The organism is Mycoplasma sp. P36-A1 (genome assembly GCF_049478495.1).
Taxonomy (GTDB): domain Bacteria; phylum Bacillota_I; class Bacilli_A; order JAJDGJ01; family JAJDGJ01; genus P36-A1.
Window position 1 is genome coordinate 1,678,667 of sequence record NZ_CP168083.1, and the last position, 13,142, is coordinate 1,691,808.

Annotated in this window: 9 protein-coding genes; 2 read left to right on the forward strand and 7 right to left on the reverse strand. The window is 26.4% G+C overall.

What is annotated here, in order from left to right; all coding sequences use genetic code 4:
* Positions 1-285 precede the first annotated feature (285 nt).
* Complete coding sequence (locus ACD762_RS08185) at positions 286-660, forward strand: helix-turn-helix domain-containing protein (RefSeq protein WP_423363501.1); 375 nt, start codon at positions 286-288, stop codon at positions 658-660.
* 190 nt (positions 661-850) lie between these two features.
* Here ACD762_RS08185 and ACD762_RS08190 read toward each other — a convergent pair whose 3' ends face one another.
* From ACD762_RS08190 to ACD762_RS08200, 3 genes are all read right to left on the reverse strand, one after another.
* The gene (locus ACD762_RS08190) at positions 851-1,390 is read right to left on the reverse strand and encodes a hypothetical protein (RefSeq protein ID WP_423363502.1); all 540 of its coding nucleotides are present in this window, start codon (positions 1,388-1,390) and stop codon (positions 851-853) included.
* A 131-nt stretch (positions 1,391-1,521) separates the two neighbouring features.
* Complete coding sequence (locus tag ACD762_RS08195) at positions 1,522-2,787, reverse strand: GntP family permease (protein WP_423363503.1); 1,266 nt, start codon at positions 2,785-2,787, stop codon at positions 1,522-1,524.
* Positions 2,787-3,935 carry a glycerate kinase gene (locus tag ACD762_RS08200; protein ID WP_423363504.1) on the reverse strand — a complete coding sequence of 383 codons (1,149 nt, stop codon included), beginning with the start codon at positions 3,933-3,935 and terminating at the stop codon, positions 2,787-2,789. The genes ACD762_RS08195 and ACD762_RS08200 overlap by 1 nt, the downstream gene beginning before the upstream one ends.
* Before the next feature lie 181 nt (positions 3,936-4,116).
* On the opposite strand from ACD762_RS08200, the gene ACD762_RS08205 reads away from it, so the two are divergent.
* The gene (locus tag ACD762_RS08205) at positions 4,117-5,199 is read left to right on the forward strand and encodes a CdaR family transcriptional regulator (RefSeq protein WP_423363505.1); all 1,083 of its coding nucleotides are present in this window, start codon (positions 4,117-4,119) and stop codon (positions 5,197-5,199) included.
* Positions 5,200-5,481: 282 nt separating this feature from the next.
* Here ACD762_RS08205 and ACD762_RS08210 read toward each other — a convergent pair whose 3' ends face one another.
* The 4 genes from ACD762_RS08210 to ACD762_RS08225 all read right to left on the reverse strand — a co-directional run bounded on the left by ACD762_RS08210 (position 5,482) and on the right by ACD762_RS08225 (position 12,702).
* The gene (locus ACD762_RS08210; protein ID WP_423363506.1) at positions 5,482-5,922 is read right to left on the reverse strand and encodes a hypothetical protein; all 441 of its coding nucleotides are present in this window, start codon (positions 5,920-5,922) and stop codon (positions 5,482-5,484) included.
* Between the two features lie 1,000 nt (positions 5,923-6,922).
* Positions 6,923-7,294, reverse strand: a complete 372-nt coding sequence (locus ACD762_RS08215) for a hypothetical protein (RefSeq protein WP_423363507.1) — start codon at positions 7,292-7,294, stop codon at positions 6,923-6,925.
* 243 nt (positions 7,295-7,537) lie between these two features.
* Complete coding sequence (locus ACD762_RS08220; RefSeq protein WP_423363508.1) at positions 7,538-7,801, reverse strand: hypothetical protein; 264 nt, start codon at positions 7,799-7,801, stop codon at positions 7,538-7,540.
* A 503-nt stretch (positions 7,802-8,304) separates the two neighbouring features.
* Positions 8,305-12,702, reverse strand: a complete 4,398-nt coding sequence (locus tag ACD762_RS08225) for an immunoglobulin-like domain-containing protein (RefSeq protein ID WP_423363509.1) — start codon at positions 12,700-12,702, stop codon at positions 8,305-8,307.
* Between the last annotated feature and the right edge of the window lie 440 nt (positions 12,703-13,142).

Here is a 13,142-nt window from a genome sequence, read left to right on the forward strand (position 1 = left end):
TGATAATATATATAACTTAAATATATTACTTATGTCAATGTAATGTATATATAACACCTCTGTTACATTGTAATTGAACATAAGCACTTAGTGGATATTTTTTAAACTAATGATTGATATATTTTCTATTGTAATTATTGTATACTAGAATTAATTTTACAAAGGAGGAAATAAAGTTGAATATTAAAATACTTGATTATCTATTTAAACAGCTTAAGAAGATTGATTTTATTAGAATATACAAATGTATATTTAATAAAGATAATATTAAAAAGGGGGATTGAAATGAGAAAAGGATCTTTAGATCAATATATTAGTAATATTGATGTTATTAGTAATGTTTTAGCAGGTTGGTTTGCATGTACTAGACAGCTTAACAATTTAACATTACACGATGTCGCTAAAGTATTAGCAATAGTTCCGCAAACTGTCAGTAACTGGGAAAGTGGCAAAGGTTTTCCAGACATTGATTTATTTATGAATTACTGCAAAGTAGTTAAAGTTGATACTAATTCTTATAACTTTTTGACTTTAGAATACTTTGCAGAAAGAGAGGAAGCTACTAGAAAAAAGTTGATAATGGACCTCATAGAATTGTTGATGATGGACCACCAAGATTTACTAGACAACTTAGACATCTGCGAGAAAACTTATTTATAAATAAATATGATTTGGCTAATACTTTCAGTGTTAGTGTCCAAACTATTTATTATTGGGAAAAGAATAAGAGAACTCCAAAATTGCTACATCAAATTCAAATTAATGAGTTATTTTTAAAAATGATAGACTTAAAAAGGGTATTTTAGCTAAAACTACATGACTAAGAATTATGGTCATGTAGTTTTATTATTTATATTGTTATGTAGTAATAATCATTAAGAGGTTTGAATTCAGTATCCACATTAGTTAATAAGTAATTATAGTACTGATTATTTATACTTTGATTTTTGGCTTTATTTGCAAGTTCTAAAATAACGTTATTTAAATTTATTTGTAGTTCTTTTTCTAATTCTTGTACAATATCATTTTTTTTATTATCATAAAATATAATATTTAAGATATCATGATATTTTACTCCTATATTCTGTTCATTAAATAATAAACTATCCTTGATAAGCTTGATATTAGATGTGTCATTACTAATATATATAACTTGAATTAGAAAAATAAGCTTTTCTTTTTTTCTTACTATTTCTAGTTCTATCTGATTTTCCTTTATCTTTATATTTTTAAGAATATCATATTCATTACTTACATCTTGATTAGATACCATATTTGCTTTGATTAGTGCACTTATTTGTTCTATTAGATGTTTTTTATTTTTAATTAGTATTTTATTGATCTTGATATAGTTGAAAAAGATATCAATTAACAAGTCTAAATTTAACATAGTTATCTCCTCTATTCATATTAGTATTATTATATACAATTTTACTTATATATTCATTATATTTATGCATTTAAAAACCAGCAAAAGAATTGCTGGTTGAATAGTATGTTTTATAATAATATAATTTGAGATTACATTCCTACTAAGTAAAGAATAACTGCTACAATTGTACTTGTTAAACCTACTAATGCTTCATAAGGAATTAATTTCATTCTTTCTTTGATACTTTGACCTACTGAACCACCAGTTGCATGGAAGAATGATCCATGAGGTAATGAGTCAAGTACAGTAGCACCAGTGTGAATCATTGCTCCTGAACTTAATGGTGGAATTCCAGCACTAGTTAATGTTGAAGCGAATGTTTGTGATGCAATTGTAGAACCTGCAGTTGTTGAAGCTGCTGCAGCTCCCATTAAGATACCTGATAGAGGTGCTAATAAGAATGCTGGCATATGTAATACTTCAATAATTGAAATAACATCTGTTTGTAAAGCTGAAGCTTTGATTATTCCTGCAATTGTACCTGTACCAATTAATAATACTGATACACCAACAACTTTAGATAATCCAAACTCCATGAATTCTCTTGTAAACTTAGCTTTACCGCAAGCAATTGTACACACAAATCCACCTAATGGCAATGCGATTAATGGATCAATTGTAATACCTGCAAATGGTCTTAAACTTAATAGTCCAATAACAACAATTGGTCCTATAATTGCTTGTAAGAATGAAGGTAATTTGCTATCTGGTTCTTTAGCTTCTAAATCTGCTTCAGTGATAGCTTCACCTTTTTTCTTAGTTAAGTATACACCAATTAATATAGTAACGATTAAAGCTGCGATAGCTGGAATAATATTTTTCATCATTAATGATGTTAAATCTACTTGGAAAGCATCTGAAACTGCAATTGTGTTTGGATTTGGTGAAATAATATTCCCTGCTTTTCCTCCACCAATCATTGCTAATAAGATAGATGATTTGTTATATCCTGCTTTAGCACCAATAGATAAAGCAATTGGAGCAACTGTAATTACAGCGATATCAATAAATACACCTACTGCACAAATGATCATTGTTGCAATAGCAATTGCTGGTATTGCACGGCTTTTACCTAATTTATCAACAATAGTTTCAGCGATTTTTTCAGCAGCACCAGTTTTGATTAATGTTCCTGCTAAAATACCTGATGTCATGATTCTTAATACTGAAGGCATCATGTCTTGTGCTCCAGAAACCATTGTGCTTACAGTAATTACTAAATCTGAACTACCGACTACACCACCAACTAATGCACCAATGATTAGTGAATAAGCTGGTTGTACTTTTTTAATAATTAAAATTATAGATAACGCTAGTCCTATTAGCGCTCCTAATGTAGTAAATGCTACTTCCATTATTTAATATCCTCCTTTGTTTTCCATAAACGGAAAACTTGTTCTGCTGTATCAGCCATATTATTTTTTGCATTATCTTCTTGCATTGCTTCTTCTAATGTAACAATTCTTCTTAATATTGGAAAGAAAGCATCAATTCCATTATTATTGTTTTCATTAGCATCTGCTGTTACACCACCTGCAAATGCAATAACAGGTTTATTATGTTTTTTTGCTAGTTTAGCAACACCAATAGGTGCTTTACCCATTGCTGTTTGCCCATCCATCATACCTTCTCCAGTTATGACAATGTCGGCTTTTTCAATATATTCCTCTAATCTTGTTTCATCTAATACAATAGCAATACCAGATTGTAATTCAGCATTTGTAAATGTTTTAAATGCAAAACCTAATCCTCCAGCTGCTCCTGTACCTGGATAGTATGGATCTGCTTCTACAAACGTTTCTTTAGCTACATTTGCATAGTGTTCCATATCTTTATCAAGTTTTAAAACCATTTCAGGAGTTGCACCCTTTTGTGGTCCAAAAATATGACTTGATCCTAATTTTCCAAATAATGGATTAGTAACATCACATGCTACTCTGAATTGGCATTGAGCAAGTTCTTTAATTACATTATCTTTTTTTATTGTGTGTATTAATTCAAGACCTTGTCCACCAAATGGTACTTCTTTACCATTAATATCTAAGAAATTATAACCTAGAGCTTGAAGCATTCCTACACCACCATCATTGGTAGCGCTCCCACCTATTCCGACAATAAAGTGTCTACAACCTTTGTTTATTGCATCTACAATAAGTTGTCCTACACCATAAGTTGTCGTAACTAATGGATTTCTTTGCTCTTTTGTAACCATTGTAATTCCTGCAGCAGCAGACATCTCAATAATAGCAGTTTTACTACTAGGAATAATTCCATAAGCAGCTTTTACTTTATCACATAATGGTCCAGATACTTCAACTGTATGAAGTTCACCATTCATTCCTTGTACTAATGCTTCTACTGTACCTTCACCACCATCAGCAAGTGGTCTAATTTCAACATCTGCATTCTTATAAACACGTTTTATTCCTGTTGAGATTGCATTACCTGCTTCAACTGAACTTAACGATCCTTTAAAAGAATCTGTTGCAATAACTATATTCATAAATTACATCCTCTCATATGTTATAATCATACTATACCAAATTATTAGTTATTTATACAATGTTATACATGCTAGTATTATTTAATCTAATAGTATGAAAATTTGTTACATATACCAATAATTAAATTAATTAATAGTTATACGTAACAACCACTAATTAATACTTATAGGAGTGATCTAAATGTATATAAAGATAGAAACAGCACTTGCAAATCAAATAGTTAACACAGTAAAAGATGTCAGTGGTTATGATGTAAATTTTATTGGACCAAATGGTATCATTATAGCCAGTACAGATGAAAGTAGAGTAAACACTTACCATGAAGCCGGTCAAAAAAGTGCTGTTACTAGTACTACTATTGAAGTAGATAGTGATGATGCATATGAAGGTACAAAAAGAGGCGTAAATATGCCTGTAATGCATAAAAACTACATTATTGGCGTTATTGGCATTAGCGGACATCCTAATGATGTTAATAAATATGCCTATTTAGCACAAAGAATTACTTTGTTATTAATAAGAGAGAAAGAATTAAGTGAAGATAATAAAATAGATGATAATAAAAAACAATTTATTATTAATTCACTTATTAACAAAGAAAAGTTTGATTATAATTTATTAACAACAAACCTTAAAAATTATGATCTTACTACAAATGATACAGTTAGAATGATTCTTATTCAAATTAGTCAAAACTGTGCTGCTAATAATATTGCTTTAATTGAAAAAGATATTCATAAACTTTTTGATAGTATAGATACCAAACTATATACATATGACTATCCTAACTTCTACATGTGCGTTATTAAAGATAGTAAGTACGAGAGTCAAAAAGAAGCTATAGAATATTTTGCAGATATTAATAACAACCGCATGAAGTTTGCCATTGGTAAAAAAGTGCCAATACTACAATTAGAGCAGTCTCATAAAAGTTGTCTTACAACACTTAAGAGCATTGGATTAGAGTCTAATATTGAAATATATGATAACCTTACTATTGATTTAATACTATCTAATATAGATGATAATAGTAAACAAGCTTACTTAAGTAAGGTTATAAATAATATTAAAGAAGATGATATTGAATTATTAAAATGTTATTTTGATCATGATATGTCTTTAGCTAAAACTTGTGAATTGTTATTTATACATAAAAATACTTTACAGTATAAACTTGATAAAATAACTAAAAAAACGGGATATAACCCCCGTAAGTTTAAAGATGCAAATGTATTGTATTTAGCAATAAAATTGAGTGTTTAAATAAAGTGTTTTCTGTATTGAAAAAAACTTACTACTGATTTAATATCTTGAATTCATATTACTATCTAAGTTTTATAGCAACATTTTATTCGTGCACTCATGAAACTTGGTGAACAATTTTTTTATCCACCTTTACCAAATTTCTGATTATGATTACTAATAGTAAAGCAGTAAATATTATTACACTTTTGCCATTTAAATATGAGACATTAATAACTCAAATAATAATATCTATACATTAAAAAAGCGATCTAAACTATTATTGATTTAGATCGCTTTTTTTTATATTGTTGTAGGAAGAAATCTAAAGACTCCAAATCCTATTATTAGAACTACTATTGCAGTTAAATAGTATTTCATTTTTAGTTTGTTATAATCATCTGCTTTATTCAATGGTAGTAGTATTGTTACTCTTACAATATTTACTACTATTGGTAATAATATAAAGACATTGATTGTATACCCGATAGATATTAAAATCGCTTTAGTTAAATTTACTTGATGTTTAAATAACAGGAATAGTAATAATACTTCTGCTATGATAAACAATATTGTAAAGGGGGTAAGTAACATTCTCATTATTTTACTATATTTATACCCTAGTAATAAGCTAATGGTACTTTCTTTATCTTCTTGATTGCTAGTTCTTTCTCTTATGTACTTTGTTAATTCATTTTCTTCATCAATTTGTGCTAACTCTTGATTATTTATGTGTGTCCCCATTTTTTACCTTTTTTTCTATAATTGATATTACTGATTGATTAATTAATAGTTAAGTAACATAATGCTACTTTCACAAGTTGAATCCCTCAATTCAAGTTGTTATTTATTAATATATTATTTTGGTTTAATAAGCGTATATTTTTAAGCTGTTAAAATTTATTATTTTGAATTTTCTTACTTGGTCATAGTAAGTTTATTATGTAATTATTGTTTAATGGATTTATACTTTTATATTTTCCGCTTTTCCCTTTTTAGTATGATTTTATAATCAAACTCTACCCTTGTATTTTATACGATATTATAAAATACTTTGTTTAAAATATTCACATTTATAATGATTTTAATAATAATAGTTAATAATATTGTTGTTAGTTATAGATTAATGTATTAGTAACAGTTAGATAGACTTTAATCTATGTATCTAAATTCTTTTGTTATTAAAATTTGTTTTGGGATGTTATGACTTTTAATTTGATATTATCATGTATCATGTAAATTTAGATATTATTTAATGTAACTAGATATTATTGTTGTGTAACTATTTTCTTTTTATTATATAAGTTATCTTACCTACCTTTCTCTCACTGATTTATTAATGCCTCAATTTTACTATAATTCGATATAGACTATAAATGCAATTGTATTTTGTGCAATACTATTGTAATCACTTTTATATGTCCTTAAGTTAATTGTACTCGATTTGTTTCGTATGTAAAGTGATTTATGTTAGTTTATATTTAGTTTTAAATGATTTTTAAATTATTTGGTTTTTTTTATTTTTTTGTTAATATGTTTAACATAAAATTGTGTCTTATTTGTTTTCAATTAAGGATATGCTATATATGTTATCCATTTTATTAACTAGTTGCTTAATTATATATTACAGTTAGCTAATTATTAAGCGCTTTCACTTAAAAATAGTAGATATTGTGTACTTTATTAAAACTAAATAGACTTAGTTTATAGATACAAGCATTCTATCTATAATTAAGTCTATTGTTTAGTTATTACTTATACAACACCATAATTCATCAAGTATACTATCTAATGTTGTTTTTTCAAAGTTATATTGTTCTACATCATACTGATTAATTTTATTCTCTATTGCATCACTATATGCATAGTCAACTATTAATAAATTTGCTTTAAATTTACTAACGCAATTACAGTAACAGTTTTTATCACGGATAATATAAATAACTGTATTTTTATAGATATCTGGACTGAAGTTAAAAACTTGTTTGCCTGATTCATCAACATTCCAAATGTTTGTTTCTACCATTAATCTACCTAATATTTCTTGATATCTTATTACAACACTTTTATTTGGTACAAGGGTATATCCGCTCTTTTTTATTTTATTTAAAACCATACATTAATTGTATAATCTCACACAGTTTTTTAGAATAAATCTTTTTTGTTCTTTTGTTTTTATTATAACTCTAAAGATCTTGTTATCTATTATCATAATACTTATAGTATTCTTGTCTACGCTTATTCTCTGGCCATTATAAAATCTAAAGTTGCCTACAATAAATTGCGAAACGACTTTATAGTTGGCTTTATATATAAATACTTTCATAAAATCATTCTCCATTTAATTATTTTTTAAAATTTAAGTTTCTATCTTTCTCTTTCTTTTTTGATATTTTCTATATGGCTCTACTCTTACTTTTGATTTTGCAATTCGATATTTTTTACGATACCTATTCAACGTTAAATGATTATCACTTATATTTTCAATTATTATATTTATATGTGAACAAGCATCTTTATGTTCTATATATTCTAATTCTTCTTTAATTTCTTTTTTAGCTTTTCGTAATGCTTTTAATACAGCTTCCAAGCTTTCTAATACTGCTCTATCTTCCATTTCCATTTAGCTACCTCTTTAATTGTTTAAGTTTAAAATAAGTTACTATAATTATAATAACACAGTCTTTTTTTAGCCACAATACATAATAAATAACACTATTTTAACCTTAAGTAGACAATAAGTGAATTATCTTATCAATAAAAAGTTAGTAAATAGGTTTATGTTAATAGGAATCGCACTAATTTACATTATTTTAACATTTTGTTACATGTGTATTATTTAATTTAAAATGCTAGAATAAAGGATGTTTATTATCATTTTAAAAAGTAGTTGAGAATAGTTTTCCTTTTACATTAATTTTTCTTAATATAGGAATAATTAATTAACGTAAAATTTACACTTATAACTTTAACTCATTGTCAACATAAAAAGTTTGTGATTTTTTTCACTTTTTATGTTTTTTTATTGTTTTTTTAATAAAAAGGTTATATAGCTATATTTATACAAAAAGAATGTAATGCATAATTTTATGCATTACATATCTTATATGATTTTATTAATAATGTTTATTTATTGTTAGTTTTTCTCTTTTTTATTATAAATAAAATTATTATTAATGATATTAAAGGTAAAATTATAATACTTTGTTTCATACCTGTTTGGGGTAGTAAGTTATTAGTTTTACTTTTACTATTTGTTTTATTTTCTTCATTTGGAGTAGTACTACTTTCCACTTCATCATTAATATTATTTAAATCTTTTACAACATTAATTTTTATTTTGATAATTGGGTTTACTTGTAAACTAATTGCATGTTTACCTATTTCTTCTTTAAAGTCTTTTCTATCTACTTTTATTATTGGATTAATCTGCCACTTATTAGTTTTTACATTATATACTTTAACCTTACTTAATTCTTTTATTTGAGCTTCTGTTAAGTTTTTAGCATCATTTAATTCAATGTTGAAACTTTGTGCAGTTATTATAAGATCATTATCATAAACAAAGTCTCCATTATTTACAAGAACTGTTCTAAAAAGCTTTGCAATGTTTCCATCTTTATCATTTACTTTATATTCAAGCTTGTATATTCCTGCTTTATTTGTATTTAAATTACCTTGAACTTCTAAGTTTTTATAGATATCTTTACCATCTTCTATGTCGGTGATTGTTACACCTTTAAGATTATTGAAATCTTCACCCTGTCTTATTTCTACAAAATGTGATCCTTTTATTATTGGAGCATTTCCCTCATTTACAGTTGCTTTGATTGTTCTAGACGCTTGTTCATCTTTTTTTATTTTAAAGTTAATGTCATATACTCCTACTTCTGCTTTATACTTACCTATGTTTATGGTCATTTCAGTTTGAATTATTTTTCCTGTTTTTTTATCATACACATTTACAGCTGCATCCTTAATAAGTGTTTTATTATCTGTCTTAACACTAGATACTGTTTTAGTAAAATCTAAAGCTTCTATTATATAATCTTTTCCAATTTCAAAATTATCATTTTTAACTAAAACTACTCTAGTAACTTCTACTTTATTGTTATCACTATCAGTAACACTATAATTTAAAGTATATACACCAGCAGTTTCATTGTCCACTTCACCCTGTATTTTTAATTTAGTAATTATATTCTTATCTTCAGTATCTGTTACTATTAGACCATCTTTATCATCAAATTTATCTTTAACATTAATTTGACTAAATGATGGAATTGTTATTATTGGTAAATCACCAGTTACTACTTTAGCATCAACAGTAATAGTTGTTGTTGTTTCACTAGCAATAGTAAACTTTATTTTATAAGTACCTGTTTCTGCCTTATAGCCACCTGTCTCGACATTTACTGCTTCTGCTACTTCTTTTCCTGTTGCTTTATCTATTACTTTAACATTAGCATCTTTTTTTATTTGTTCTAAATCAGTATTTACTTGTCCTACTCTTTTTTCAAAGTTGTTAGCACTAATAATATATTTAGTTCCTACTTCAATACTACTATCTTTAACTACTACTATTTGTTTAACAGTATCAGTATTTTTATCACTATCAGTTGCAGTATAACTAACTATGTATACTCCTGCTTTAGTATTATCTACCTTATTATCAATGACTACATCAGTAACACTACTATCTTCTTTATCACTAACAGTATAAAGCTTAGAAGGATCAAATTCTTCGTTTAAATTTATTTGGATAAACTTATCAACTACCAATACTGGTTTTTCTCCAGTTACTACCTTAGCATCTACAGTAATCGTTGTTGTTGTTTCACTAGCAATAGTAAACTTGATTTTATAAGTACCTGTTTCTGCCTTATAGCCGCCAGTTTCTACACTTACTGCTTCTGATACTTCTACTCCTGTTGCTTTGTTGTATACTTTAACATTAGCATCTTTTTTTATTTGCTCTAAATCAGTATTAACTTGTCCTACTCTTTTTTCAAAGTTGTTAGCACTAATAATATATTTACTACCTACTTCAATACTACTATCTTTAACTACTACTATTTGTTGTACATTATCAGTATTTTTATCACTATCAGTTGCAATATAGTTAACTGTATATACTCCTGCTTTAGTATTATCTACCTTATTATCAATGACTACATAAGTAATACTACTGTCTTCTTTATCACTAACAGTATAAAGTTTAGAAGGATCAAATTCATCGTTTACATTTATTTGGATAAACTTATCAACTACTAATACTGGTTTTTCTCCTGTTATTACTTTAGCATCAACAGTAATAGTAGTCGTTGTTTCACTAGCAATAGTAAACTTGATCTTATATGTACCTGTTTTTGCCTTATAGCCATTAGTCTCTACAGTTACTGCTTCTGCTACTTCTTTTCCACTTGTTTTATCTATTACTTTAACATTAGCATCTTTTTTTATTTGGTCTACATCAGTATTTACTTGTCCTACTCTTTTTTCAAAGCTGTTAGCACTAATAATATATTTACTACCTACTTCAATACTACTATCTTTAACTACTACTATTTGATTAACAGTATCAGTATTTTTATCACTATCAGTTGCAGTATAACTAACTGTGTATACTCCTGCTTGAGTATTATCTACCTTATTATCAATGTCTATATTTACATTACTGTCTTCTTTATCACTAACAGTATATAGCTTAGAAGGATCAAATTCTTCATTTACATTAATTTGGATAAACTTATTAACTACTAGTACTGGTTTTTCTCCAGTTACTACTTTAGCATCAACAGTAATCGTTGTTGCCGCTTCACTAGCAATAGCAAACTTGATTTTATAAGTACCTGTTTCTGCCTTATAGCCATTAGTCTCTACATTTACTGCTTCTGCTACTTCTACTCCTGTTGCTTTATTGTATACTTTAACATTAGCATCTTTTTTTATTTGGTCTACATCAGTATTTACTTGCCCTACTCTTTTTTCAAAGTTGTTAGCACTAATAATATATTTAGTTCCTATTTCAATACTACTATCTTTAACTACTACAACAGATGTAGCAGTAGCTTCTTGATCTGCATTGTCTTTAACAGAAAACTTTGCTAAATAGACTCCTGGCTTTGATTTATCAAAATCACTTTCAATTTTAATACTACTTTCTAAGTCACCTGTCCAACTATCTTGAGCTTCTGCATAATCAAGAAAATTAATATCAACTCCCTTATCTGTTTCAATAAATGGACTTACAGTTAAAGTAGGTGGTGTTTGGTAAACTTTTATTGGTATTGTCATTTCACCAATAAACTTTACACTATTATTTATAACATTAGAATCCCAATTAACAGTTAGACTTTTATTTGTAGGATTTAAGTTATCCCATGTTATATTGTCTTTACTTATAACACCATTATTTGAAACAGAATCAGCTGTTATTAACTCACCTAATTCATTTTTAATGATATTTGAAAAAACATAAGGTCCTTTTGATGCGCCATAATCAACAGCTTCTAATTGAACATTTTGTCCTACTAATGCTACAGGAAAAGCCAGTGGATCATTAATTCCTTTAATAGGACTTACATCTACAATTGAATTATTCATTAACGATAGTCCACCAAAAATCCCCCAACTTTCTAAGGCTGATATATCTTTAATTTTATTGTTAGATAAATTTAATTTTGGCAGTGAGATATCTTTTGTTATATTATAAAGTGCTGTTATGTCTTCTATTTGATTATTAGAAGCTGAAAAATTTGAAACTCTTGTAACACCTTTAAAAGCATTATATTGAATAGAGTTAATAGAATTTTCATCAAGCATCACTTTATTTAAATTATTTAAATTTAAAAAAGTATTATCTTCAATTACCGTTATATCATTGTCTGTAATTTCTAAATTTACTAAAGAAGTTAGTTTATTTAGTTCATATATATCTACAATATTATTAGTACTAAGATTAAGATCTTCTAATTTTGTAAGATTTTTAAATATATCATTTGGTAAAACACTTATCTTATTATTAGATATATTCAAGACTTTTAGCTCTTTTAAAGTACTTAAATTGCTGATATCACTAATTGCATTATCTCTTAATAAAAGTGTATGTATTCCTGTAAAATATTGCATTCCATCAAGACTTTTTATGCCCGAGAAATTTAAATCTATAACACCAGACACTCTTGCCAATTGCTCGTATGTTACATTATCATCTATATTTACACCTAAAATTGTTGCCATTCTAATTTGCAAATTAACATCTGGAAATACACTTGTAACAGTTCCAATAATTGTTTCAGGTGCTTTAACACCTTTATTATTCACAACACTCTTATCTTTTACATCTGGCACTGTTGTTTTTTCTTTTTTAATATTGCCCATATTATATTCCTTATTTGAAATCAAGCTGTTAAAAAAACTATAGTTTTGTTCTTTAACAATACCATTTGCATAAATATCTGCACTGATAATAGTTCCAAACATCAATATACTCAATACTATTTTACTAAAATTGTTTTTCATAATTAACCTCCATTTATTATATATTTATAAGCATCATTTCTTTTACACAAGAATAACACCTAAAGGTAATATATCATAAATAATTAACTATTATTACACTTATTTTCATACACAAATCGCTTTAAAGCAATTCATTATTCTTTATTATTATTACTATTTGTGAATATTTATATTGAAACTATTATCTTTTAAAAAACACTATCAATTTAAGATTTTTTGAATTTTTATCATAATGTAACTATCAATAGAAAAATTCACTTTCAAAAAACAATCTATGCAAATACTACTATACATTTATTTCTCAGCTATTTTTCTAAATTATTTTTTTATAAATATTTTTAATATAATTATCTTTTAATTATAATATTATTTATGTAATTAATAATTTTATAAATTATTGTTAATATTTTTTTAATGATATGAACCATTTACTATTATTA